Genomic DNA, 23,728 nt, shown 5'->3' with positions numbered 1-23,728 from the left:
CGTGGCACACGTCGGCTGGGGGCCGGGTGGGGCGGGGGCGTCGCCGGCGGGCCTCGCGTCGCCGTCCGGGCCGGGGCGCGGCAGGGTGGCGGGACCCCCACCGACGAGGAGAGCACCTGATGGAGCACCGCACCCTCGGCCGCAGCGGCCTGGCCGTCTCGACCTACGCCCTCGGCACCATGACGTTCGGCGCGGAGGCCGACGAGGCCACGAGCCACCGGATGATGTCGCAGTACGTCGACGCGGGCGGCGTCGTCCTGGAGACCGCGGACGTCTACGCCGGAGGCCTGTCCGAGTCGATCATCGGCCGCTGGGTGGCCGCGCAGGGCTCGAGCCGGCGCGACCGGGTCGTGCTCGCGACCAAGGGCCGCTTCCCCTCCCGGGGGGTCGAGCCCCGGGACGCCGGTGGCTCGCGGCGCAACCTGCGTCGCTCCCTGGACCGCTCGCTGGAGCGCCTCGGCGTCGACCACGTCGACCTGTACCAGGTGCACGCCCACGAGGCGCTGACGCCGATGGACGAGACGGCCGGCTTCCTCGAGGACGCCGTGCGCGCCGGCAAGATCGGCTACGCCGGGCTGTCGAACTACACCGGCTGGCAGACCGCCACGATGGTGGCGCTGGCGGCGGGCCGCTTCCCGCTCGTGAGCCACCAGCCGCAGTACAACCTGCTCGTCCGCGAGACGGAGTACGAGATCGTCCCGGCCGCGCAGGCCGGCGGCCTCGGGCTGCTGCCCTGGAGCCCGCTGGCCGGCGGCTGGCTCTCCGGGAAGTACCGCCGCGACAGCCGTCCGGAGGGCGCGACCCGCCTGGGCGAGGACCCGCAGCGCGGCATGGAGGCCTACGACAAGCGCGGCGGCAGCGAGCAGACGTGGGACGTCCTCGAGGTCCTCCAGCAGGTCGCCGAGGGGCGCGGCGCGACGATGGCGCAGGTGGCCCTCGCCTGGCTGCACGACCGCCCCGGCGTCGGCTCGGTCATCCTGGGCGTCCGGACGCCCGAGCAGCTCGAGGGCAACCTCGGCGCCGTGGGCCTGCACCTGACCGACGTCGAGACCGCCAAGCTCGACGAGGCCAGCGCGCCGTCCCCGGCGGACTACCCGTACGGACCGGCCGGCGTCGCGCAGCGCACGCGCACGCTCGACTGAGGCGCTGCCGGCCGGGCGCGCCCGCGGGGCGCGACGTCCGGTCAGCCGGTGACCTCGGTGCAGGAGAAGGGCGGGTCCTCGGTCTCGGGGACCCGCCCGCCGCAGTACTGGCCGAAGACCTCGTACTCCGAGCCCAGCTCGGACGTCGAGTAGAGCTCGTCGCAGGCGGCACCGTCGCCGTCCTCGCACGCGTCCCACAGCGCGTCGAGGTCGGCGTTGTCGCCGTAGGTCTGCCCCTCGGCGAGCGGCGGCTCCTCCACGAGCTCGCCGTCCTGGGTGTAGACGCCCTCGTCGCCGGTGTCGCCGCCGAGGGTGCCGTCGAGCAGGGCGAAGACGCCGACGCCCACGACGGCGAGGACGCCGACGAGCGCCACGGTGAGCAGGACCCACGGCCAGGCGCGACGGCGCGTCGCCGTGGGTCGGTCGTCGACGTCCTCGTCACGCGCCGTCACGGCGCCTCCACCCGGTCACGAGAGGACGATGCCACGCGGAGGGCCGGCGCAGCAGGCGGCTAGCGCAGCGCGTCGGCGCAGAACTCGGGAGCGCGCACCGCCGAGTAGCGCTCGCCGCACGTCACGCCGAACTCCGCGTAGTCGCTGCCCTCCTCCGACGAGCCGTACAGCTCGTCGCAGTCGACGCCGTCCCCGGCCTCGCACCCGTCCCAGAGGCGGTCGAGCACCGCGTCGTCCCCGTAGCGGCTGCCCTCGCGCACGTCGGCGACGGCGCCCCGCCCGTCGCCGCCCATCTCGTCCACGCAGAAGTCGGGGGTCGAGGCCTCGGTGAAGCGCTCGCCGCACGTGTAGCCGAAGTCCTCGTAGTCGGTGCCGAGGCCCGAGGAGTCGTAGAGGTCGTCGCAGGCGGTGCCGTCGCCGGCCTCGCACCCGTCCCACATCTCGTCCAGGACGGGGTTGTCGCCGTAGGCCTCGCCCTCCTCGACGCCGAAGAAGTCGCTGCCGCCGCCCGCCAGCGCGTCCCACCCGCTGCGGACGCCGGTGACGGCGAGGGCGACGACGCCGCCGACCAGCACGACCGAGGCGACCACGACGGCGACCACGACCGGCCACCGGCGGCGCCGCGGCGGGGGTGGTGGCGCGCTGCCGCCCCCCGTGGCCCACACCGGTGCCCACGCGTCGTCGCGGTGCGCACCCGGGGCCTCGGAGGGCGCGGGACGCGCCGCCCGCGCGTCGCCCGCGGACGGCGTGGGGGAGGCCCAGGGGTCCGGGCCGCTCGTGCTCATGGTCGCTCCTGCCTCTCCTGCCCTCTCCTGCCCTGACGTGGCGCAGGAGGAGGAGAGCGCACCCCCGGCCCGGCCGTCCCGGGCTCGGGCGGTCCGACGCCGACTCGTGACCTGCGTGCCGCCGTCCGGGTGGCGCGCCCCCGCCCCGGGACCCGAGGACGGGGCGCACGCCGACCCGTCCTCGTCGGCGCGCACGTCCCGCAGGCGGGCGTGGCTCAGGCGGGCGGCATCCGCAGGGAGCCGTCGAGGCGGACGACCTCGCCGTTCAGGTAGGGGTTCTCGACGAGGTGGCGCGCCAGGGCGGCGTACTCCTCCGGCCGCCCCAGCCGGGCGGGGTGGGGGACGCCCGCGCCGAGCGCGCGGGTGGCCTCCTCCGGCAGCGCCGCGACCATCGGGGTCGCGAAGACGCCCGGCGCGATCCCGACGACGCGGACGCGGTGGGCCGCCAGCTCGCGCGCCGCGGGCAGGACCAGGCCGGCGACGGCCGCCTTCGACGCCGCGTACACGGGCTGGCCGACCTGCCCGTCGTAGGCGGCGACGGACGCGGTGAGGACGACGACGCCCCGCTCCTCGCCGTCGGGGGCCGCCGGCTCCGAGCCCGCCATGGCCTCCGCGGCCAGCCGGAGCACGTTGAGCGTGCCGACCACGTTGACGTCGAGGACCCGGCGGGCCTCGTCGAGGGGGAGGGGCCCCCGCCGGCCCAGCAGACGACCGGCGGTGGCGACGCCGGCGCAGTGCACCACCGCGCGCAGCGGCGCCCCGCCCGCGGCGGTCGCCGCGTCGACGGCGGCGGCGACGTCACCCTCCGAGGTGACGTCCGCGGCCAGCGAGGTGGAGCCCGCCGCGGACCCGCAGCGGCCCAGGACGGCGGCTGCGGCGTCCCCGTCGCGGTCGAGGAGCACCAGGCGCGCCCCGGCCCCCGCCATCTCCACCGCGGTCGCGGCCCCCAGGCCGCTGCCCGCCCCGGTCACCAGCACCGTCGTGCCCTCGAGCCTCACGGGGGTCGAGGCTACGCACGGGGCGCCCGGGTGCGGCGGTGGCGGGGCCGGGGCCGGACGGGGGGCGTGCGCCGTGCGGGGTCAGGCGTCGTCCGTGCCCGGCCGACGAGAGGCGAGGAGCACGCAGAGCACTGCGGGCCCACGAGAGCCGGAGGTGCCGCGTGGCGAGCTGGCTGCGCGCTCACCGGGGCCGCCCGCAGGAGCGGGCCGCCGGGGCGGTCCTGCTCGCCGCCGTCACGGCCGCGCTCGCCGCGCTCGTCCTGCCCGACCTCGGGGTGCCCTCCGCCCGGCCCGTCCTGCTCGTCGGGTCGGCGTGGGCCTCGGTCCTCGCGGTCGTCGTCGGCGTCCTCGTCCACCGGCCGCAGCGCCGGCGGCCGTGGCTCGCCCTCGGCGTCATGCTCGGGTGCTGGGCCCTCGCCCAGACCGGCGCGGTCGTGGGCACCCTCCCGGGGCTCGGCCCCTCGACGGGCACGGGTCCGTGGTCGGGCCCGGCCGCGGGCGCCGAGGCCCTCATGACGGCCGGGCAGGTGGTCGGCGCCGGCCTCGTCGCCCGGCTGTTCGTGCGCGGACGGGGGCGGGGCCGGCGCGCCGGCGCTGCGCCCGGCCCCCGGGTCCGGGGGGTCGACGCCGGAGCCGTCCTCGACCACGTGATCCTCCTGGTGACCGCCGCCCTCGTCGTCGCGCAGGCGCTGGCGCTCGCCGTCCGCGACGGCACCCCGGGCGAGGTGGCGCTGGGGACGTCGGCCGCGGCCGACGTGCTCCTGCTGGCGCTCGTGCTGCGCTTCACCGTCTCCCGCTCGGGGCTCCCCGCGGCGACCAGGGTGCTCGTGCTCGGCGCCGTGCTCAGCCTCGGCTACCACCTCGCCGGCACGACGACGTCGCTGTCGACCGGACCGTCGGGCCCGCTGGAGGCCGTCGCCGTCGCCGCCTTCGTCCTGCTCGGCGGGGCCGCCCTGACGCCGTCCATGCCCAGGGCCCTCGACGTGCGCGAGCACCTGCCGCGCCGCCCCGCCTCGCTGCGGCTGCTGGGCCTCGTGCCCGTGGTCGTCGCGGCGCCGGTGCTCTGGTTCGTCACCCGCTCGTCGGCCGGCGCCGAGGGGCTGCCGACCGGCGCCTTCGTCTGCGCCGGAGCCCTGCTGGCCGCCCTCGGCATGCTGCGTGGCGTCGCCGCCCTCGGGGCGAGCGAACGGGCGGCCGAGCACGACCCGCTCACCGGCCTGCGCAACCGCCGCGGCCTCGGCCGGGCCTTCGACGACCGGCTCGCCGACCCGGACGGCCTGCTCCTCTGCCTCGTCGACCTCGACGACTTCAAGGGCGTCAACGACACGCACGGCCACGAGGTGGGGGACGAGCTGCTCGTCGCCGTGGGCGCCGGCCTGCGCGAGGCGGCGGGCCCGGACGCCGTCGTCGCCCGGCTGGGCGGGGACGAGTTCGTCGTCCTGCTGCCCGCCGTGCCGGTGCCCCCCGCGGCGGACGGCCCGGTCGGCGACGTCGGCGGGGCGGGGCCGCGGCGGGTCCACGACGCGACGCCGGGCCGGCTCGTCGCCGCCCTGCAGCGGCCGGTGCGCCTGGGCGGCCAGGAGCTGCGCACGAGCGCCAGCGTCGGCGTGGTGCACGTGGTCGCGCCGTCCTCGCTGCCGCAGGCCCTCACCCGGGCGGACATCGCCATGTACGAGGCGAAGGCCGCCGGCAAGGACGGCGTCACGACCTACCGGCCGCGGATGCGGACCCAGGTCCAGCGCCGTCAGCGCCTCGGCGAGGACCTGCGCCTCCTGCTCGAGGGGGCGCCGGCGGCGCGGGTCGGCGCGCTCGTGCCGCACCACCAGCCCCTCGTCCTGCTGGAGACGGGCGAGGTCGTCGGCTCGGAGGCGCTCGTGCGCTGGCACCACCCCCACCTGGGTCTCCTGCCGCCCGTCGACTTCCTCGGCATCGCCCACGACGGCGGCCGGGAGGCGGACCTGGACGCCCACGTCCTCGACGCCGCGCTGGCCCAGGTGGGCGCCTGGCTCCGCGCCGGTCTCGTCCCCGTCCCCGTCAGCGTCAACGTGACGCCGGCCAGCCTGCTGGACGGGCGGCTGGACGTCCGGGTGCAGCGGGCGCTGCGGCGCCACGAGGTCCCGGCCGGTCTGCTGCGGCTGGAGATCACCGAGCACGAGCAGGTCCCGGCCTCTCCGGAGGTGGTCCGGGTGCTGCGGGCGCTGTCCGCCGAGGGCGTCCGGCTCAGCCTCGACGACTTCGGCGCGGGGTACACCTCGCTCGGCTACCTCCAGCGCTTCCCGGTCTCCCTGCTCAAGCTGGACCGCTCCCTCGTCACCGCCGCGGAGGACGGTCTCGGCCTGCTCGGCGGCATCGCGGCGATGGCGCAGGCGCTCGAGCTGGACGTCCTCGCCGAGGGAGTCGAGACCCCGGACCAGCGCCGGCTGCTCGTGGAGCTCGGGATCCGCTACGGGCAGGGCCACCTGTTCTCGCCCGCGCTGGCGGCCGCCGACATGCAGGCGCTGCTGCGACCGGCGCCGCCCCGGCCCGCGAGCGGCCTGCCCGGCCCGCGCCGGTCGGACGTCGGCGCCGTGCCTCCCGCCGGCCCTCGGGCCGACCTCGTCGCCGGGGGCTGACCGCCGCGAGGCGACCTGCAGAGGTGTCGCCGTCGGCCGTGAACGGGGCGTCGCCGCTGGTCACGGCGTCGCTCCGGCCCGGAGGTCGGACTTCTGCAGGTCGCCTCGCACGGGCTCGGCCGGGGAGGCCGTGCCGACGGGGTCAGTGCGGGCTGTGCGAGCCCTGGTCGGCGGTGTCCTGCCGCTCCTCGGAGAGGTCGCCGCCCCACAGCGTGTGGAAGGTGCCCTCGGTGTCGACCCGCCGGTAGGTGTGCGCGCCGAAGAGGTCGCGCAGCCCCTGCACGAGGGAGGCCGGGAGGCGGTCGCGGCGCAGGCCGTCGTAGTACGCGAGGGCGCTGGAGAAGCCCGGGGCGGGGATCCCGAGCCGCACCGCGGCGGACACGACCCGTCGCCAGGCGTCCTGGGCGTCGTCGACCGCCGAGGCGAAGTAGTCGTCCAGCAGCAGCGAGGCGAGGTGCTCGTCGGCGTCGTACGCCTCCTTGATCCGGTCCAGGAAGCGGGCCCGGATGATGCAGCCCCCGCGCCAGATCGTCGCCATCATCCCGCGGTCGACGCCCCACCCGTACTCGGCGCTGGCCGCGGTGATCTGGTCGAAGCCCTGCGCGTACGCGACGACCTTCGAGGCGTACAGCGCCTGGCGGACCGCGTCGACGAAGCCCTCGGCGTCCTCGCCCTCCAGGCGGACGCCGGAGGGGCCGGCGAGGCCCTTGTCCAGCACCGCCTTCCGCTGGCCGGCCGCCCCGGAGAGGGCGCGGGCGAAGACGGCCTCGGCGATGCCGGTGACCGGGATGCCGAGGTCGAGGGCGGACTGCACGGTCCACCGTCCCGTGCCCTTCTGCTCGGCCTGGTCCACGACGACGTCGACGAAGGGCTTGCCCGTCTGCGCGTCGGTGTGCCGCAGGACGCGCGCGGTGATCTCCACGAGGAAGGACTCGAGGTCGCCGGAGTTCCAGTCCTCGAAGACGCCGGCGATGTCGGCGGGCTCCATGCCGAGACCGGACCGCAGCAGGTCGTACGCCTCGGCGATGAGCTGCATGTCGGCGTACTCGATGCCGTTGTGCACCATCTTGACGAAGTGCCCGGCGCCGTCGGGGCCGACGTAGGTGCAGCACGGGGTCCCGTCGACGTCGACGGCGATGTCCTCGAGGATCGGCCCCAGCGCGTCGTAGGACTCCCGGGAGCCGCCCGGCATGATGCTCGGCCCCTCGAGCGCGCCCTCCTCGCCGCCCGAGACGCCGGTGCCGACGTAGTGCAGGCCGTGCTCGCGCAGGTCGCGCTCGCGGCGGCGGGTGTCCTCGAAGTGCGCGTTGCCGGCGTCGACGACGATGTCGCCCTCCTCCAGCAGCGGCACCAGCTCGTCGATGACGGCGTCGGTGGCCTTCCCCGCCTTGACCATGATGATCACGCGGCGCGGCTTCGCCAGGGAGGCGACGAAGTCCTCGAGCGAGTGCGAGGGGCGGAAGTCCCCCTCGTCGCCGTGCTCGTCGACGAGCTCGTCGACGCGCGAGGACGTGCGGTTGTGCACCGCGACGGCGTGCCCGTGGCGGGCGATGTTGCGGGCGAGGTTGCGGCCCATGACGGCGAGGCCGGTGACGCCGACGTCGGCGAGGTCGCCCCGGTCCGACGCGGCGGGGGTGGTGGTGGTCTCGGCCATGCGGGGTCTCCCGGGGGTTTCGGGGCCGCGGTGGCGGCCCGGGTGGTGACGGAGGCGGTGACGGGGGCGGGGTCTGCTGGCGGGACGGGGCAGGCGCCGGGGCGACGTGCGCGTCCGGTGCCCGCCCGATCGTGCCCGACCCGGCCCGGGGCGGCAGTCCGGTCAGGCCCCGAGCGCCGAGCGCAGCAGCGCGAGCTTGGCGGTCGTCTCGGCGAGCTCGGAATCGGGGTCGGAGCCACGGACGATGCCGGCGCCCGCGTGCAGCCGCACCGACGGCCCCTCGACGACGCCGCAGCGGATGGCGACGGCCCACTCGCCGTCGCCGCTCGCGTCCTGCCAGCCGACGGCGCCGGCGTAGAAGCCGCGGTCGACCGGCTCGAGCTCCTCGATCGCCCTGCGCGCCGCGCCGGCCGGGGTGCCGCCGACCGCGGGCGTCGGGTGCAGGGCGCGGGCCAGGTGCAGCGACGTCGTCGCGGGGTCGGCCGTGCGGCCCTCGACGCGGGTGGCCAGGTGCCAGACGGTCGGCGTCGCGACGAGCTCGGGCTCCGCCGGCACGGACAGCTCGGCGCACCACGCGCCCAGGGCGTGCGCCATCGCGTCGACGACGAGCGCGTGCTCGCGGCGGTCCTTGTCGGAGGCCAGCAGCGCGCGGGCGCGGGCGGCGTCCTCGTCGGGGTCGGCCGAGCGTGCGGCGGAGCCCGCCAGCGGGGTGGCGAGCACCCGGCCCGCCGTCAGCGAGACGAGCAGCTCGGGGCTGGCCCCGACGAGCGTCCGCGGGGCGGACCCCGTGGCGGGGAGGGGGACGGCGAAGACGCGGGCCTCCTCGTCGTGGGCGGCCAGCGCCGCGACGAGCGCGCGCACGTCGACGTCCGAGGCCGTCCGCAGGTCGAGCGCCCGGGCGAGGACGACCTTCTCGAGCGTCCCGTCGGCGAGGAGGTCCAGCGCCCGCCGCACCGACTCGCGGTAGTGCTCCTCGGCCGGGGCGGGGGCCCCCGAGAGGACGGCGGGCACCGGGGCGACCGGGCGGCCGGGGCGCAGGCGCCCCGGCGCTCGCCGGACCGCGGCGGGACGCACCAGCGCCGCCGCGGCCCCGGTGCGGAAGGGCGCGGCGCCGACGACGAGCGCGTCCGCCGCCGGCGTCCGGGCCGCGGCCTCCCGGAGCCGCTCCCCGACGAGGTCGGGCAGGTCGCTCGTCCACGGGAGGTCGAGGCGCTCCGCGGCGCCGGTCGCCAGCAGGGTGCCCCGCGAGGACGACCAGAGGGTGTCCCGGCCCGGGCGGAAGGAGCGCAGCAGCCCGGTCGGGGCGGTGGGTGCGGCGTCGACCGAGCGGCGCGGGCGCCCGACCGGGGAGCCGGGGACCGTCTCCCTCGTCGTCCCCCCGCCGCGCGCCACGCGCCCATCATCCCCCGCCCCCCGGCAGGAGCCCTCCCGAGGTCCCCCGTCGGGTGCACGGGGGCAGGCGGGCCGGCTCGGGGGCCCTGCCGGCGCGCGGGGGCACGGCGCGGGGACGCCGTGCTGGCCGGGACCGGGCCCCGGCCCGGATACCGTGGCGACCCATGAGCCCGACGACGACCGCCGCCCGCCGTCGCGGCTCCCTCCGCCGTTCCAGCCGCGCCGCCGCGGCCGTGGCGCTCGGCGCCGTCCTCCTCGCCGGGTGCACGTCGTCCGGCGACGACGACGGCGGCGGCAGCGGGGACGGCGGCGGCCTGTTCGGGGGCGGGGAGCCGGACCCGCAGGTCGAGCTCGCCGCCGTCCCCGCCGTCGCGGTCCTCGACGACGAGGGCGACCGCTCGGTCCCCGCCAGCGAGGCGCTCTTCACCGCCTCGCCCGTCGTCGTCGTCGTCGACGAGGACGGCGACGTGGCCGGCGCGGGTGCGCGCGCCGAGGAGCTCGGCGTCCCCGTGCTCGTCGTCGCGACGCCCGAGCCCGAGCCCACCGGCACGTCGAGCAGCACCGGCACGTCGACCGCGTCGCCGTCGGGCTCGCCCACGTCCTCGGCCGCGAGCACGCCGACCAGCACGTCCTCGGACGAGCCGACCGAGGGGACCGCAGGGGTCGAGCCCTCCGACCTCGACCCCGCGGCGGACGACGCCGACGAGGCCGCCGGTGCGGGCACCCCCGCGGTGCCCGGCGCCGACCCCGCGGCGGTCGTCGCCGAGGTCGCGCGCCTCGGCGCCGAGCAGGTCGTCGCGTTCGACGACAGGTCGTCCGCCTGGGCGGCCGACGCCCTCGACGCCGAGGTGCTCGGCGCCGACGACGACGTCGACGCGCCGGACCGGGCCGAGGCGACCGACGCGCCGGCCGACGGGGCGTCGCCCTCGGCCTCGGGCGCCACGGCGACGCCGGACGCCTCCGGGCTGCTCGCCCTCGGCTCGGGCCAGCCCGCCGACGCCGCGGCCGCCTCCACCGCGCGCTCGGCCGGCGCGACGGTCGAGGAGGTCCCCGGCGGTGACCCCCGGGCCGACGCCGCGCTGGTCGACGAGCTCTCCGCCGCGCCGCCCGCGTCGGTCCTCGCGCTCTCGTCGGCCTTCGGGGACGTCGACACCCTCACCGAGCGGATGGACGTCGTCGAGACCGGGTACCAGCTGCCCGGCGGTGGCCAGGTCCCCTTCCCGGGCCGGCACATGATCGCGCTGTACGGCTCGCCGGGGACGCCGTCGCTCGGCGTCATGGGCGAGCAGGACGTCGACGCGGCGATCGAGCGCGCGAAGGAGGTCGCCGCCGAGTACGACGAGCTCGTCGAGGACCCCGTCGTGCCGACCTTCGAGATCATCACGACCGTCGCCTCGGCGTCCGCCGGCGAGGACGGCGACTACTCCCAGGAGCTCGACCCGGAGGTCATCCGGCCCTGGATCGAGGCCGCGGCGCAGAACGGCGTCTACGTCGTCCTGGACCTGCAGCCGGGCCGTACCGACTTCCTCACCCAGGCGCAGCGCTACGAGGACCTGCTCACCTACCCCGGCGTCGGCCTCGCGCTCGACCCGGAGTGGCGGCTGAAGCCCGACCAGCGGCACCTGCGCCAGGTCGGCCAGGTCGGCGTGGACGAGGTCAACGCGGTGGGGGACTGGCTCGCGCAGCTGACGGCCGAGAACACGCTGCCGCCCAAGGTCTTCCTCCTGCACCAGTTCCAGACCCGGATGATCGTCGACCGCGAGCGCCTGGACATGTCCCACGACGAGCTCGTCCCGCTCGTCCACGCGGACGGCCACGGCACGCCGGGGCAGAAGCTCGACACCTACCGCGCGCTGCAGACCGACGCGCCGGAGGGGATGCGCTGGGGCTGGAAGAACTTCTACGACGAGGACACCCCGACCCTCACTCCCGCCGAGACCATGGCGGTGGAGCCGGTGCCCGACTTCGTCTCCTACCAGTGAGAACCGGTCGCCAGCCCGGGTGAGGTGAGGCTAACCTCACCGCCATGACGCCGACCCGTGCCCTGCCCCGTCGACGCCGCGCGCCCCGGCGCCCCCGGCTCGTCCGCCCCCTCGCCGCAGCCGCCCTGGCCCCGATGGTCCTCGTGGGCGCCTGCGGAGGGACCGACGGCGACGCGGCCGCCGGCGGGGCGCAGACGAGCGGGGACGCCGAGGCGCCGTCGACCGGCGGGGCCGTCGTCGAGCACACCTACGGCTCGACCACCGTGCCGGCGGACCCGCAGCGGGTCGTGACGATCGGCTTCAACGAGGAGGACTTCGCCCTGGCCCTCGGCACGACGCCGGTGGGGACCCGGCAGTACCTCGGCGACTACGACGCCCCGAGCCGGCCCTGGGCGCAGGAGCTGCTGCCCGCCGAGCCGCTGCCGACGGTCGGTGCGGAGGAGCTCGACCTGGAGGCCATCGCCGCCCTGGACCCCGACCTCATCCTCGGGATCTACTCCTTCGTCGACGAGCAGACGTACGACCTCCTCAGCGAGATCGCCCCGACCGTGGCGGAGTCCGCCGACTTCCCCCAGGGCGGCACGCCCTGGCAGGAGCAGACCCTCATGACCGGGCAGGCGCTCGGGGCCGAGGAGGAGGCGCAGGCGCTGGTCGAGGACGTCGAGGGGCAGATCCAGGAGGCCGCCGCCGCGCTGCCGGCGATGGACGGCGCGGTGGTGCCCGTCGACCTGTCCTTCGACGACGGCACCCACAACCTCCTCGCCCCCGAGGACCTGCGCGCCCGCCTCTTCACCGACCTCGGGGCCGTCATGCCGGAGCAGACCGGGCCGATCAGCCCCGAGCTGCTGGACACGGCGCTGGACGGCGACGCCCTCGTCGTCCTCGGCGCGTCGGAGCAGGGCTTCGTCCAGGGGCCCGTGGTCCCCGACCTCCCGGTGGTCACCGAGGACCGGACGGTCTTCCTCGGCGGGTACGACGAGGACCTGCCGGCGGCGATCGGCTACGGGAGCCCCCTGAGCATCCCCTTCGTCCTCGACGCCGTCGTCCCCCCGCTGCAGGCGGCGCTGGACGGCGACCCCGGGACCGAGGTCCAGCAGCCCTCCGCGAGCTGAGGAGGGGCACCGGGGCGCGAGGGGTCCCGTCTCGACGCACGCGTCCCGCGGGCGTCGAGACGGAGGTTCTCGTCGGGTGTGGGCCTCTCGACCGACGGAAGCCTCCATCTCGACACGTGTCGAGGCGTTCGAGGGACGGTCTGGTGGCCGCCCGGGTGCGAGGCCACCTGACCGGATGCCGGCGCCTGCCACCACCAGGGCACCGGCCGGAGCACGTGGAGCCCCCGACCCGGTCGGGTCGGGGGGCTCCGCGGACGGGCGCGGTCAGGTCCGGTGCGGGCTGCTCAGCTCGCGCGCGTCGGGCTCGTCGGCGTAGGCGGGGTCGCGGGTGCCGATGTCACGCCCGACGGACAGGTGGCCGCCCAGGTAGCCCCCGACGCCGGCGATGGCCCCGCCGGCGAGCGCCAGCGCCACGCCGAGGCCGTGCTGGTCCTCGTGCCGGCGCACCCACCAGGACGCGAGGTAGGCGACGAAGGAGGTCCCGTTGGCGGCGGCGTGCACGTAGCCCACGCGCTTGTCGCCGCCGCTCGTGCCGATCCACTCGGCCCCGCCGGTGAGGAAGGTCGGCAGCGCCGACACGCAGCCCAGCCCGACCAGGAACCGGGCGGCCGGGCGGGCGCCGCGCCCGCCGACGAGGTCCAGGGCGGACGCCGACAGCCACGCGCCGATCGGCACGTCGGTCATGGGCGGGTGGACGGCGTGCCCGACGGCACGGCCGCGCAGCAGGCCCAGCAGCCCCGGCGGTGCCGTCAGCACCTTGGCGAGCAGCCGCTGCTCGACGTCGGCGGTCGTGTCGAGCCAGGTGGCGCCCTCGAGGCGCTGCGTAGCGCGCACCGCCCAGGGGCGGGGATCGGTCGCCGGGCCGCCCTCGGTGCGCTGCCACGACGGGACGTCGTCCCCGCCGGTGCCGCTGGTCGTGCCGGTCGTCGCGCTCACGTCTCGCTCCTCCCCGGCCGCCCGACCTCCGGCGCGGCCTCCTGCCGCCCCACTGTGGTCGCGGGACCGCCGGGCCGCGCGCCGGGGCGCGACGCGGCGCCCGTACCGTCGTCCGCACCGCCGAGCCACGCGCCCCACGGGGGCGCGCCCGGCACGGACGGGCAGCCGTCGGGAGGAGCAGGCCGGCGAGGACCAGCAGGGGGCGCGATGGAGATCGAGGCGCAGGACGTCGCCGTCGAGACGGGCGGCGCGCTGCTGCTGCCGCCGACGGGGGTGCTCCTGGCGGCGGGGCGTCGCACCCTCGTGGCGGGGGCGGCGGGCCACGACCTCGGCGCGCACACGGCGCTGGCGCTCGTGCTCACCGGTCGGATGGTGCCCAGCCGCGGGCGGCTGCTGGTCGACGGGCACGACGTCGGGCTGTGGGGCCGGGACCAGCTGCGCCGGGCCGCCGCCGTCGTCGACGCGCCGGGCGTCGACGAGCCGGAGCCCGACCTGCCGCTGCGGGCCGCCGTGGGGGAGGAGCTCCGCGGGGCGGGGCGCCCCGCCTCGGCCGCCGACGCGCACGCCTGGCTCGACGACCTCGGCCTCGCCGGCTCGGCCGGCACCGCCGCCCGGGACCTGCCGCCGGGCGTCCGCACCCGCGCGCTCGCCGAGCTGGCCGCCTCGCGTCCCAGTGTCGCGGCGCTCGTCCTCGTGCGCCCCGACCGCGCCGGCGGGGACGCGCGCGACGACGACGGCTGGTGGGCGACCGCCGGCGACCTCGCCGCCCGGGGCCTCGCCGTCGGCGTCCTCGTGCCGCCCGCCGACGCGGCCCTGGTCGAGGGCGCCGGCCTGCTGACGACGTCCGACCTGCGGGCCGCCCTCGGCGTCGCCCACGCCGCGCGCCCCGACGACCTGCCCGCCCGCCCCACCGAGCTCGCCGTGGAGGCGACCCTGTGACCGACCCCTCCGGCGCCGACCGCCGCTCCTCCCGACGCGGGTCCTCGGGGCGGGGTGGTGCCGCGGCCGCCGCCGGCGCCACCGCCCGGGCCGAGCTCGCGCGCCTGACCGCCACGCGCCTCGGGCGCCTGGCGCTCGCGGCCCTCGCCGTCGTGCCCGTGCTCTACGCCGGGCTCTACCTGTGGGCGAACGCCGACCCCTACGAGCGTCTCGACCAGGTGCCCGCCGCGCTCGTCGTCGAGGACGAGGGCGCCAGCACCGGCGGCGTCCTGCTCTCGGTCGGCGCGCAGCTGGCGGACGACCTGCAGTCCGCCGGCACCTTCGACTGGCAGCGCACGGACGCCGAGGACGCCGCCGAGGGCGTGCGGTCCGGGCGGTACGAGGCCTCGCTGCTCGTCCCGTCGACGTTCTCCGCCGACCTCGCCTCCGTGCAGCAGGCCGTCTCGGCCGGCGACCCCGCGCCGCCCCGGCGCGCGCAGCTGCAGCTGACGACGAACGACGCCACGAGCTACATCGGGCGGACCGTCGCCGAGCGCGTCGTCGCCGCCGCGCGCCAGGCGGTCGTCACGCAGGTCGGCGAGCAGGCGTCGGACTCCTTCCTCGTCGGCTTCTCCACCGTCAGCCAGCAGCTGCAGCAGGCCGCCGACGGCGCGGGCGAGCTGGCGGACGGCCTGGCGCAGGCGTCCGACGGCGCCGACGGGCTCGCGCAGGGCACGGACGCGCTCGTCGACGGGCAGCAGGCGCTGCAGCAGGGCGCGGACGCGCTCGCCTCGGGCGCCGACCGGCTCGCGGACGGCACCGGCGCCGCGGCCGACGGCGTCCAGCAGCTCGCGCCCGCGGTGGAGCAGCTCGACGACGGCGCCCAGGCGCTCGCCGACGGGCTGGGCGAGCTCGAGGACCGCACGAGCGGCCTGCCCGGGCAGACCCGTGCCCTGGCCGACGGGGCCGCGGCCGTCGCGGACGGCAACGCCCAGGTGGCGCAGACCGCCGACGCGCTGGCGACCGCCTCCGCCGACGCCGTCGCCGGGGTCGACGCCGCCCGCGGCGACCTCGCGGCCCAGCTCGTCGACCTCGGTCTCGCCCCCGAGCAGGTGGACGCCGTCCTGGCGCAGGCCGACGCCCTCGTCGCCCCCGTCCGGGACGCCCAGGCGCAGGTCGCGGAGGCCGACGCGGCCCTCGACGAGCTCGCGACGGGGTCGCGCCAGGTGGCCGACGGGACGGCGGCCCTCGCCGGCGCCGCCCCCGCCCTGGCGCAGGGGATCGGGGCGTCCGCCGACGGGGCGGCCGCCCTCGCGCAGGGCACGGGGCAGCTCGCCGACGGCGTCGCCCCCCTGGCGGCGCAGGCGCAGCAGCTCGACGACGGCGCGAGCGCGCTGGCCGACGGGGCGCAGCAGCTGGCCGACGGCGAGGACCAGGCCGTCACCGCGTCGCAGCAGCTGGACGACGGCGCGCAGGCGCTGGCGACCGGGGTCGGGCAGGCGCAGGAGGGGGCCGCCTCGCTGCGCGACGGCCTGGTGCAGGGCGCGGGCGGCGTCCCCGACCTGTCCGACGACCAGCGGGAGCAGGCCGTCGGGGCGATCACCGACCCCGTCGTGACGACGAGCGCGAACCCCGCGGAGGTCGGCAGCTACGGCGCGGGGCTGGCGCCGTTCTTCCTCGCGCTGGCGCTGTGGATCGGCGGCTACGTGCTCTTCCTCGTGCTGCGGCCGCTCTCGCGCCGGGCGAGCGCCGCCGGGCGCCCGGCCCTCGGCGTCGCCCTCGGCGGGTACGGGCCCGCCGCGCTCGTGGGCGTCGTGCAGGCCGTCGTCGTCTGGGCGGTCGTCGTGCTCTTCCTGGACGTGGACCCGGCCTCGCCGGTGGGCCTGCTGGGGATGCTCCTGCTGACGTCGGCCGCCTTCGTCGCGGTCGTCCACGCCCTCGTCGCCTGGTTCGGGCTGCCGGGGCAGTTCCTCGGGCTCGTCCTGCTCGTCCTGCAGCTCGTCAGCTCGGGCGGCACCTTCCCCTGGCAGACCCTGCCGGCGCCGCTCGCGGCGCTGCACCAGGTGCTGCCGATGGGCTACGCCGTCGAGGCCCTGCGCTCGCTCGTCGCGGGCGGCTCGGCGACGCCGGTCTGGACGGCGGTCGCCGTGCTGGGGGGCTACCTCGTCCTCGGGCTCGCCGCCTCGACGCTCGCCGCGCGACGCGCCCGGGTGGTGCCGGCCTCGGCGCTGCGGCCCGCTCTGGGCTGAGCCCGCCGCCCGCGGGTACAGTGGTTACCCGCCGGTAACTTGCGAGGGTGCAGAGGTCCGCCCCGCGCGGCGGCGAGGACGGGGAGGCGCAGTGACGGCATCGACGACGACCAGCGCGGCGGGGCGCGGGGACGCCCCGACGAGCACCCGGACGAGCACGGATCGGGGCGGCAGGGCCGACGAGGGACGACGCCGCGGGCGCCGTGCGCCGCTGCCCCGGGCCGCCGCCCGGCCGGGCGGCGGCGGGGTCGGCGCCGTGACGGCGTCCGACCTCACGGACCTGCTCGCCGGCCGGTGGGGCTGGGTCCGCGAGGAGGCCCGCTCGACCTTCCCCGACTCCCTGTTCCGGACCGACCCGCACGCGCCGCTGGACGCCTACCGCGACGAGGTGCTCGACGTCGTCCGGGAGCTGGCCGCCACGGGCGCCACCGCCCACGGCTTCCCCCGCTCGGTGGGCGGCGGGGGTGACGTCGGCGCCAGCGTCGTGCAGTTCGAGATGCTCGGCTACGGCGACCTGTCGGTGATGATCAAGTCGGGCGTCCACTTCGGCCTCTACGGCGGCGCGGTGCAGAGCCTCGGCTCCGACGACCACCACCGGCGCTTCCTGCCCCCGGCGCTGGCGATGGAGACCGTCGGGTGCTTCGCGATGACCGAGACGGGGCACGGGTCCGACGTCGCGAGCCTCGAGACCACGGCGGTGTACGACCCGGAGGCGCAGGAGTTCCTCCTCAGCACGCCGCACGACGGCGCGCGCAAGGACTACATCGGCGGAGCCGCCCGGCACGCCCGCGTCGCCGCCGTCTTCGCCCAGCTCGTGACCGGGGGTCCCGCCGAGGAGCCCGTCGGGCGCGGGGTGCACTGCCTCGTGGTCCCGCTGCGGGACGAGCGCGGCGACCTGCTGCCCGGCGTCGAGGTCGAGGACGACGGCGCGAAGGCCGGCCTCAACGGCGTCGACAACGGCCGGATCCGCTTCACCGGCGTCCGGGTGCCCCGGGAGGACCTGCTCGACCGCTTCGCGCAGGTCGCCCCCGACGGCACGTACAGCAGCAGCATCGCGAGCCCGTCGCGCCGCTTCTTCACGACGCTCGGCGCGCTCGTGCGGGGGCGGGTGTGCGTCGCGGCGGGCGCCGGCGCGGCGACCCAGGCCGCGCTCGCGGTCGCCGTGCGCTACGGGCTCACCCGTCGCCAGTTCGCCCGGCCCGGCGCGGACGGCACCTCCGAGGAGGTCGTCCTCCTCGACCACCGCGCGCACCAGCGGCGGCTGCTGCCCGCGCTCGCGACCTCCTACGTGCTCCAGCTGGCCCAGAACGAGCTGACCGCCCGCCTGCACGACCTGCAGACGGCGGCGGGCGGGGTGGCCGACGCCGACCAGCGCGACCTGGAGAACCGGGCGGCGGGCGTCAAGGCCGTCGCGACGTGGCACGCGACGTCGACCATCCAGACCTGCCGCGAGGCCTGCGGCGGCGCCGGGTACCTCGCCGTGAACCGCCTGCCGCAGCTGAAGGCGGACACGGACGTCTTCACCACCTTCGAGGGGGACAACACCGTCCTGCTCCAGCTCGTCGGCAAGGGCCTCCTGGCGGCCTACGCCGAGGACTTCGGCGAGAAGGGCACGTGGGGGACGGTGCGGGCGGTCGTCGACCAGCTGGCCGACCACGTCGCGGAGCGGACCACCGCCCGGGTGACGCTGCAGCGGCTGCGCGAGGCCGCGCCCGGCCGCGACGACGCGGACCTGCGGGACCGGGGCTGGCAGATGCGCCTGCTCGTGGAGCGCGAGGCGCACCTGCTCGTCGGCGTCGCCCGGCGGCTGCGCCGTGCCTCGGCCCCGGGCGCGGACGCCGGCGCCGTCTTCGACGACGCGCAGGACCACCTGCTGGCGGCGGCCCGGGCGCACGTCGACCGCGTCGTCGTCGAGGCGCTCGTGGCGGCGGAGGACGCCTGCGAGGACGACGCCGTCGCCGAGCTGCTGGCCCGGGTCGGGGACCTGCACGTGCTGTCGACGATCGAGCGGGACCGTGCCTGGTACCTCGAGCACGGGTGGCTGACGCCCGGGCGGAGCAAGGCCGTCGTCGCCGCCGTCAACGAGGTGTGCGGCGAGCTGCGCCCCGACGCGCGGCTGCTCGTCGACGGCTTCGGCATCCCCGAGCGGTGGGTCACCGCCCCCATCGCCCACGACGGTGTGGCGCAGCCGACGCACGGCGACGCCACCACGACGACGGGCGACCAGGGAGCCCCGGCCGGGGGCGACGCGGCGCCGGCCGACGAGCGGGTGCCGGTGCAGGCGGGCTGACACGACGCCCCCCGGGAGCCTCGGGCGGGCGGCGTCGGGCGGAGGTGTCGGGCGGCGTCGGGAGGGCCGGGGCCGACGGCGCGGGGCCGCCGCGGCGCGCGCCATGATGTCCGGGTGAGCGTGACGAGGCCGGAGGACGGCGTGCAGCAGGACGCCCGCTGGCTGGACGAGGGCGAGGACGCCACGTGGCGCGACCTGCTCGCGATGACCCAGCTGCTGCAGGTCAGCCTGGACCGGCAGATGCGCGCCGACGCCGGGATGCCGCAGACGTACTACACGGTGCTGGCGATGCTCTCCGAGGCCCCCGGCCGGCGGCTGCGGATGAGCGAGCTCGCCGCGATCACGACGTCGTCGCCGAGCCGCATCTCCCACGCCGTGACGCGGCTGGAGGAGAAGGGGTGGGTGCGCCGGTCGCGGGCGGCGGACGACGGCCGTGGTGCCGTCGCCTCCCTCACCGACGAGGGCTGGGAGGTGCTGCACCGCACCGCACCCGGACACGTCGAGCAGGTCCGCCGGGTGCTGTTCGACCCGCTCACGCCCGACCAGCGCGGCCAGCTCGGCGACATCTGCCGGGCCGTGCTGGCCGCCCTGGAGCAGGGGCCCCACGCGGCACGCCGCACCGACTGCGCGTCCGCCGTCGAGGGCTGAGGCGGTCGGACGGGACCGCACCCCTCGCCGCCGGGGGGCGCCGTCCGTCGACGGCTACTGTCCGCGGATGAGCAGACCGGGTCGACGCCGCGCCGAGCAGACCCCGGGCCGACGACCCGAGCGGGTCTACCCGCCCGTGATCGGGCTGGCGAAGGCGTCCTTCCGGGTGCTCGGCATCCGGACCCGCCTGTCGGGCCTCGAGCACGTCCCGGCCGAGGGCGGCGCGGTCCTCGCGAGCAACCACGTCGGCTACCTCGACTTCGTCTTCGCCGGCCTGGCGCCGTGGGAGGCGCACCGCCGCCTCACCCGCTTCATGGCGAAGGAGTCGATCTTCGAGCACCGGCTCGCGGGACCGCTCATGCGCGGCATGCACCACATCCCCGTCGACCGGGCCGCCGGGTCCGCCTCCCTGCGCGCGGCGCTGCGGGCGCTGCAGGGCGGCGAGGTCGTCGGCCTGTTCCCCGAGGCGACGGTCTCGCAGTCCTTCACCGTCAAGCCGATCCGCTCGGGGGCGCTGCGGATGGCGGCCTCGGCGCGGGTGCCGGTGCTGCCGACGGCGGTGTGGGGCACCCAGCGGCTGGTCGGCAAGGGGACGCCGCGCGACCTCTCCCGCGGCCAGACCGTGTCCGTCGCCGTGGGCGAGCCGATGGAGGTGGTGCGGGCGAGCGTCGACGCCTGCGCGGTGGAGCTGCGCCGGCGCATGCAGTCGCTGCTCGACGAGCTCCAGGCGACCCACCCCGACACCGTCTCGCCCCCTCCGGGCGCCTGGTGGCTGCCCGCGCACCTCGGCGGCACGGCCCCGACGCCCGAGGAGGCCGGCGAGGACGAGCGCCGCCGCGGGGTCTGAGCCGGCGGCCGGAGCCGGCGGCCGCTCGCCCTCAGACCACGCCGTAGAGGCGGTCGCCCGCGTCGCCGAGGCCGGGGACGATGTACCCGCGCTCGTCGAGGCGCTCGTCGACGGCGGCCGTCACCACCTGGACGCGGTCGTCGTCGCCCACCGCGTCGCGCAGCGCCTCCACCCCCTCCGGCGCCGCGAGCAGGCACAGCGCCGTGACGTCGTCGGCGCCGCGGTCGAAGAGGTAGCGGATCGCCGTGGCCAGCGTGCCGCCCGTGGCCAGCATCGGGTCGAGCACGTAGCACTGGCGGCCGGACAGGTCGTCGGGCAGCCGGTCGGCGTACGTCGTCGCCTGCAGCGTCGCCTCGTCGCGGACCAGCCCGAGGAAGCCGACCTCGGCGGTCGGCAGCAGCCGGGTCATCCCGTCGAGCATCCCGAGGCCGGCGCGCAGGATCGGCACGACGAGCGGCTTCGGCGAGGACAGGCGCGTGCCCGTCGTCGCCGCCACGGGCGTGCGGATCGCCACGTCCGTCGTGCGGACGTCGCGGGTGGCCTCGTAGGCCAGCAGCGTCACGAGCTCGTCCGCGAGGCGGCGGAAGGTGGGGGAGTCGGTCCCCTCGTCCCGCAGCACCGTCAGCTTGTGGGCCACGAGCGGGTGGTCCGCGATGTGCAGGCGCATGGCGGGGAACCCTAGCCGTGCGCCACCATCTGCCCCATGTCCTACTTCACCGCCGTCATCACCTGCGAGGAGGGCGCCTGGCGCTCCCACGACGTCGACGTGGAGGACGTCACCGACCTCGACGACCTCGCCGACGTCCTGCGCCGCGTCGCCCCCGACGGGGGGACGGCGCTCGCCGTCCTCGAGCACGAGGACGAGTGGTTCGCCGTCGCGCGCCTCGACGGCGACACCCTGGCCGCGGGCGAGGACGTCGACGAGGAGGTCCGCCTCTTCGTCTCCGACCTCGCGGCCTCGCAGCGCAGCCACTACGGCGACCTCGTCGCGCCCGCCGCCGAGACCGAGGCCGAGATGGGCGACGAGCCGGAGGAGGCGCCCGAGGAGGTCACCGACCCGGCGAGCCGCACCCGCGGCCCGGGCGCAGAGGCCGCGGACGGGGCGCCGACGCCCGCGGACGACGAGGAGGACGAGCCCGACCGGCAGACGCCGGGCCTCGCCCCCTGGGCGGGCGACCCGGACCTGCTGTCCGACCTCGGCGTGGACCGCACCCGGCTGCTGGAGATCACCGAGGGCGCGCCCGAGGACCCGGACAGCGCGCTCGCGCAGATCGGCGCGGACTGCGGCTTCGACGAGCTGCTCGAGGCGCTGCGCTGAGGAGCCCGAGCCCGAGCCCGAGCCCGAGCCCGAGCCCGAGCCCGAGCCAGGGCCAGGGCACGGGCACGGGTCCGGCGCCGGGCCCGGGCTCGCCCGCCCACCTCGACGGGCTCATGGGCCTGGCCCTGTCCGTGGCCCGGCGCGCGGCCCCCACCGGCGACGTGCCGGTGGGGGCCGTCGTGCTCTCCGCCGACGGCACGGTGCTGGGGGAGGGCGCCAACCGCCGCGAGGCCGACGGGGACCCGACGGCGCACGCCGAGGTCCTGGCGCTGCGCGAGGCCGCCCGGGTCGCGGGCGCGTGGCGGCTGGACGGCTGCACGCTCGTCGTCACGCTGGAGCCCTGCACGATGTGCGCCGGCGCGCTGCTGCTGGCCCGCGTCGAGCGGCTCGTCCTGGGGGCCTGGGACCCGAAGGCGGGGGCGACGGGCTCGGTGCTCGACGTCGTCCGCGACCGCCGGCTGCCGCACCGGGTCGAGGTCGTGGGGGGCGTGCGCGAGGACGAGTGCGGTGCGCTCCTGCGGTCCTTCTTCGCCGGGCGTCGGGCTCCCGCGGACGACCTCGGGGCCTGGACGGCGCCGTCACCGGGGGAGTAGGACGGGCGCCGTGGTCCGCGTCGACGCCGCCGAGGTGGCACTGCTCCGCCTCGTCGCGCAGCGCCTCGCGGGACCGCGGGAGCCCGACGCGGCCGCCGCCGTGGCCCGGCTGCTCGCCCTCCAGGGCCAGGACCTGCGGGCGTCGCTCGTGGCGACGGCCCTGCGGACGTCCTCGCCGGACCTGGGCGACGTCCGGGCGGCGCTGGACGCCGGCGACGTCGTCCGGTCCTGGCCGGTGCGGGGGACCCTGCACCTCGTCCTCGGCGAGGACCTCGGCTGGCTCCTGGGACTGACGTCGGAGCGCGTGCTGCGGTCGGCCGCCGCCCGGCGGACGGCGCTCGGGATCGACGACGCGCTGGTGGAGCGGGCGCGGGAGGTGCTGGTCGCGGCCCTCGAGGGCGGTCGCCGCCTCTCCCGCGAGCAGGCGCTCGCTCTCCTCGCGGACGAGGGACTGCTGGCCGTGCCGCAGCGCGGCTACCACCTGCTGTGGACGCTCGCGCAGACCGGGACGACGTGCTGGGGGCCGCTGCTGCCCCGTCCGACCGGCCGTCCCGCGGGGGGCGGCACCGACGAGCAGGCGCTGGTCCTCCTCGACGAGTGGGCGCCCCGACCGCGCCGCCTCGAGCGGGACGAGGCGCTCGGCGAGCTCGCCCGCCGCTACGTCTGCGGGCACGGGCCCGCGACCACCGCCGACCTCGTCCGCTGGTGCGGGCTGACCGTGCGCGACGTCCGCGCCGGCCTGGCGGTGGCCCGCCCGCACCTGGAGGCGGTGGAGGTGGACGGCGTCGAGCACCTCGTGGACCCCGCGACGCCGGAGCGTCTGGCCGAGCACCGCGAGGACGCCCGGCGCGTGCTCCTGCTGCCGGGCTTCGACGAGCTCGTCCTCGGGTACGCGGACCGGTCGGCGAGCCTGCCGGTCGAGCACGCGTCGCGCGTCGTCCCGGGGAGCAACGGGATCTTCCTCGCCACCGTCGTCGACGACGGCCGCATCGTGGGGACGTGGCGGCGGACCGGACGCCGGACGGGCCCGCCGGTCGAGGCGACGCCGTTCACGACCTTCAGCGCGCGCGTCGAGCGCGCCCTGCCGGGGCTCGGGGCCGCCCTGCCGGCGTGACCTCCGGTCAGGACGCCCGGTACCCGACCGTGCCGGCGCGGCGCGGGGCCGCCGAGGCGATCGTGGCGATCAGGGGATCGACCTTGTCCGGGCCGCCGGCGATCACCCCGAGAACCCTGGCCGACTGCACCTGCTCGGCCGTGACCGTGACCGTGGTGCATGGCTCGTCGTCCCCTCGCTCGTCGTCCGTCCTGCGGCCGTCCTCGTCCCTCGTGAGGTCGACGTCGTCCAGGGCGTCGCCGGGGAGCAGCAGTCGCAGGTCGCCCGTCCTGCTCTGCGTCGCGGCGGCGTCCAGGACGGCCTCTGCCACCCGCCGGTCGTCCTCGGTGGCGAGCTCGCTGCGAGCAGCGCCACCCTCAGGCCGCGTCCGGTCGCCCGTCGCCGTCGGTCATCGGACGTGATGGCCTCGAGAGAGGCCGTGAAGCGCCGACCCCACTCCTCGCGCCGGCGTGCCGCCCGCTCGACCCTCGTCCCGAAGCGGCTGGCGACATCGTGCGACGGCAGGCTCCCGGCGCCGCCGGTTTGGGGCCCACCGCGGCCCGCCGGTACTGTCGGCGGCGGTGGCGTGTCCGAGCGGCCTAAGGAGCACGCCTCGAAAGCGTGTGAGGGGGCAACTCCTCCGTGGGTTCAAATCCCACCGCCACCGCCGGTCACCAGGGGCGCCCGTCCAGCAGGACGGGCGCCCC

The 23,728-nt window shown here is 77.7% G+C and carries 20 protein-coding genes and 1 tRNA gene; 13 read left to right on the top strand and 8 right to left on the bottom strand.

Annotated features, from left to right (window positions below; genetic code table 11):
• The first annotated feature begins 119 nt into the window (after positions 1–119).
• Entirely contained in the window at positions 120–1,142 is a 1,023-nt protein-coding gene (locus WDZ17_RS09220) for an aldo/keto reductase (protein ID WP_339574854.1), read from the top strand.
• Between the two features lie 41 nt (positions 1,143–1,183).
• Here the strand turns inward: WDZ17_RS09220 and WDZ17_RS09215 are convergent, their stop codons facing one another.
• From WDZ17_RS09215 to WDZ17_RS09205, 3 genes are all read right to left on the bottom strand, one after another.
• The gene (locus tag WDZ17_RS09215; RefSeq protein ID WP_339574853.1) at positions 1,184–1,594 is read right to left on the bottom strand and encodes a hypothetical protein; all 411 of its coding nucleotides are present in this window, start codon (positions 1,592–1,594) and stop codon (positions 1,184–1,186) included.
• A 59-nt stretch (positions 1,595–1,653) separates the two neighbouring features.
• Positions 1,654–2,379, bottom strand: coding sequence for a hypothetical protein (locus WDZ17_RS09210; protein WP_339574852.1), 726 nt, complete (start codon positions 2,377–2,379; stop codon positions 1,654–1,656).
• 215 nt (positions 2,380–2,594) lie between these two features.
• Positions 2,595–3,377 carry an SDR family NAD(P)-dependent oxidoreductase gene (locus WDZ17_RS09205; RefSeq protein ID WP_339574851.1) on the bottom strand — a complete coding sequence of 261 codons (783 nt, stop codon included), beginning with the start codon at positions 3,375–3,377 and terminating at the stop codon, positions 2,595–2,597.
• A 161-nt stretch (positions 3,378–3,538) separates the two neighbouring features.
• Here WDZ17_RS09205 and WDZ17_RS09200 point away from each other — a divergent pair, with 161 nt between their 5' ends.
• On the top strand, positions 3,539–5,989 hold the full coding sequence (locus tag WDZ17_RS09200; protein WP_339574850.1) for a putative bifunctional diguanylate cyclase/phosphodiesterase: 2,451 nt from the start codon (positions 3,539–3,541) through the stop codon (positions 5,987–5,989).
• Positions 5,990–6,131: 142 nt separating this feature from the next.
• Here WDZ17_RS09200 and gnd read toward each other — a convergent pair whose 3' ends face one another.
• Positions 6,132–7,643, bottom strand: coding sequence for an NADP-dependent phosphogluconate dehydrogenase (gene gnd, locus WDZ17_RS09195; RefSeq protein WP_339574849.1), 1,512 nt, complete (start codon positions 7,641–7,643; stop codon positions 6,132–6,134).
• Positions 7,644–7,805: 162 nt separating this feature from the next.
• Positions 7,806–9,035 (bottom strand): isochorismate synthase, encoded by a 1,230-nt coding sequence (locus tag WDZ17_RS09190; RefSeq protein ID WP_339574848.1) that lies wholly within the window; start codon positions 9,033–9,035, stop codon positions 7,806–7,808.
• Between the two features lie 164 nt (positions 9,036–9,199).
• On the opposite strand from WDZ17_RS09190, the gene WDZ17_RS09185 reads away from it, so the two are divergent.
• Complete coding sequence (locus WDZ17_RS09185; protein WP_339574847.1) at positions 9,200–11,017, top strand: hypothetical protein; 1,818 nt, start codon at positions 9,200–9,202, stop codon at positions 11,015–11,017.
• Positions 11,018–11,061: 44 nt separating this feature from the next.
• The gene (locus tag WDZ17_RS09180) at positions 11,062–12,129 is read left to right on the top strand and encodes an ABC transporter substrate-binding protein (protein WP_339574846.1); all 1,068 of its coding nucleotides are present in this window, start codon (positions 11,062–11,064) and stop codon (positions 12,127–12,129) included.
• Positions 12,130–12,393: 264 nt separating this feature from the next.
• Here WDZ17_RS09180 and WDZ17_RS09175 read toward each other — a convergent pair whose 3' ends face one another.
• The gene (locus tag WDZ17_RS09175) at positions 12,394–13,065 is read right to left on the bottom strand and encodes a DUF2231 domain-containing protein (protein WP_339574845.1); all 672 of its coding nucleotides are present in this window, start codon (positions 13,063–13,065) and stop codon (positions 12,394–12,396) included.
• Positions 13,066–13,272: 207 nt separating this feature from the next.
• Between WDZ17_RS09175 and WDZ17_RS09170 the strand changes: the two genes are divergently transcribed.
• From WDZ17_RS09170 to WDZ17_RS09150, 5 genes are all read left to right on the top strand, one after another.
• A complete protein-coding gene (locus WDZ17_RS09170; RefSeq protein ID WP_339574844.1) occupies positions 13,273–14,004 on the top strand; it encodes a P-loop NTPase family protein in 732 nt (243 codons plus the stop codon).
• Positions 14,001–16,232 carry a YhgE/Pip family protein gene (locus WDZ17_RS09165; protein ID WP_339574843.1) on the top strand — a complete coding sequence of 744 codons (2,232 nt, stop codon included), beginning with the start codon at positions 14,001–14,003 and terminating at the stop codon, positions 16,230–16,232. The genes WDZ17_RS09170 and WDZ17_RS09165 overlap by 4 nt, the downstream gene beginning before the upstream one ends.
• Before the next feature lie 256 nt (positions 16,233–16,488).
• The gene (locus WDZ17_RS09160; protein ID WP_422631922.1) at positions 16,489–18,522 is read left to right on the top strand and encodes an acyl-CoA dehydrogenase family protein; all 2,034 of its coding nucleotides are present in this window, start codon (positions 16,489–16,491) and stop codon (positions 18,520–18,522) included.
• A gap of 114 nt (positions 18,523–18,636) precedes the next feature.
• Complete coding sequence (locus WDZ17_RS09155; RefSeq protein ID WP_339574841.1) at positions 18,637–19,170, top strand: MarR family winged helix-turn-helix transcriptional regulator; 534 nt, start codon at positions 18,637–18,639, stop codon at positions 19,168–19,170.
• Positions 19,171–19,237: 67 nt separating this feature from the next.
• The gene (locus WDZ17_RS09150; RefSeq protein WP_339574840.1) at positions 19,238–20,017 is read left to right on the top strand and encodes a lysophospholipid acyltransferase family protein; all 780 of its coding nucleotides are present in this window, start codon (positions 19,238–19,240) and stop codon (positions 20,015–20,017) included.
• Between the two features lie 31 nt (positions 20,018–20,048).
• Here the strand turns inward: WDZ17_RS09150 and upp are convergent, their stop codons facing one another.
• Entirely contained in the window at positions 20,049–20,684 is a 636-nt protein-coding gene (upp, locus tag WDZ17_RS09145) for a uracil phosphoribosyltransferase (RefSeq protein WP_339574839.1), read from the bottom strand.
• A 36-nt stretch (positions 20,685–20,720) separates the two neighbouring features.
• On the opposite strand from upp, the gene WDZ17_RS09140 reads away from it, so the two are divergent.
• The 3 genes from WDZ17_RS09140 (at position 20,721) to WDZ17_RS09130 (ending at position 23,042) form a co-directional block, all read left to right on the top strand.
• On the top strand, positions 20,721–21,335 hold the full coding sequence (locus tag WDZ17_RS09140) for a tRNA adenosine deaminase-associated protein (RefSeq protein ID WP_339574838.1): 615 nt from the start codon (positions 20,721–20,723) through the stop codon (positions 21,333–21,335).
• A gap of 113 nt (positions 21,336–21,448) precedes the next feature.
• Positions 21,449–21,928, top strand: coding sequence for a tRNA adenosine(34) deaminase TadA (gene tadA / locus WDZ17_RS09135; protein WP_339574837.1), 480 nt, complete (start codon positions 21,449–21,451; stop codon positions 21,926–21,928).
• 10 nt (positions 21,929–21,938) lie between these two features.
• Positions 21,939–23,042 carry a winged helix DNA-binding domain-containing protein gene (locus WDZ17_RS09130; protein WP_339574836.1) on the top strand — a complete coding sequence of 368 codons (1,104 nt, stop codon included), beginning with the start codon at positions 21,939–21,941 and terminating at the stop codon, positions 23,040–23,042.
• A 7-nt stretch (positions 23,043–23,049) separates the two neighbouring features.
• On the opposite strand, the gene WDZ17_RS09125 is transcribed toward WDZ17_RS09130, so the two are convergent.
• A complete protein-coding gene (locus tag WDZ17_RS09125) occupies positions 23,050–23,352 on the bottom strand; it encodes a hypothetical protein (RefSeq protein WP_339574835.1) in 303 nt (100 codons plus the stop codon).
• A 249-nt stretch (positions 23,353–23,601) separates the two neighbouring features.
• On the opposite strand from WDZ17_RS09125, the gene WDZ17_RS09120 reads away from it, so the two are divergent.
• Positions 23,602–23,688 (top strand) — tRNA-Ser (locus WDZ17_RS09120).
• Positions 23,689–23,728: the final 40 nt, after the last annotated feature.

Origin of the sequence: Pseudokineococcus basanitobsidens, assembly GCF_037482545.1 — a bacterium.
In the GTDB taxonomy this organism is placed as follows: domain Bacteria; phylum Actinomycetota; class Actinomycetes; order Actinomycetales; family Quadrisphaeraceae; genus Pseudokineococcus; species Pseudokineococcus basanitobsidens.
The sequence above is the reverse complement of the archived record's forward strand: the minus strand, read 5'-3'. Positions and strand labels throughout refer to the sequence as shown.

Excerpts from the sequence above, each read along its gene's own strand:
- WDZ17_RS09220 (WP_339574854.1), top strand. The coding sequence starts at position 120 with ATGGAGCACCGCACCCTCGGCCGCAGCGGCCTGGCCGTCTCGACCTAC.
- WDZ17_RS09170 (WP_339574844.1), top strand. The coding sequence starts at position 13,273 with ATGGAGATCGAGGCGCAGGACGTCGCCGTCGAGACGGGCGGCGCGCTG.
- tadA (WP_339574837.1), top strand. The coding sequence starts at position 21,449 with ATGGGCCTGGCCCTGTCCGTGGCCCGGCGCGCGGCCCCCACCGGCGAC.
- WDZ17_RS09180 (WP_339574846.1), top strand. The coding sequence starts at position 11,062 with ATGACGCCGACCCGTGCCCTGCCCCGTCGACGCCGCGCGCCCCGGCGC.
- WDZ17_RS09140 (WP_339574838.1), top strand. The coding sequence starts at position 20,721 with ATGTCCTACTTCACCGCCGTCATCACCTGCGAGGAGGGCGCCTGGCGC.
- WDZ17_RS09210 (WP_339574852.1), bottom strand. The coding sequence starts at position 2,379 with ATGAGCACGAGCGGCCCGGACCCCTGGGCCTCCCCCACGCCGTCCGCG.
- WDZ17_RS09150 (WP_339574840.1), top strand. The coding sequence starts at position 19,238 with ATGAGCAGACCGGGTCGACGCCGCGCCGAGCAGACCCCGGGCCGACGA.
- WDZ17_RS09185 (WP_339574847.1), top strand. The coding sequence starts at position 9,200 with ATGAGCCCGACGACGACCGCCGCCCGCCGTCGCGGCTCCCTCCGCCGT.
- gnd (WP_339574849.1), bottom strand. The coding sequence starts at position 7,643 with ATGGCCGAGACCACCACCACCCCCGCCGCGTCGGACCGGGGCGACCTC.
- upp (WP_339574839.1), bottom strand. The coding sequence starts at position 20,684 with ATGCGCCTGCACATCGCGGACCACCCGCTCGTGGCCCACAAGCTGACG.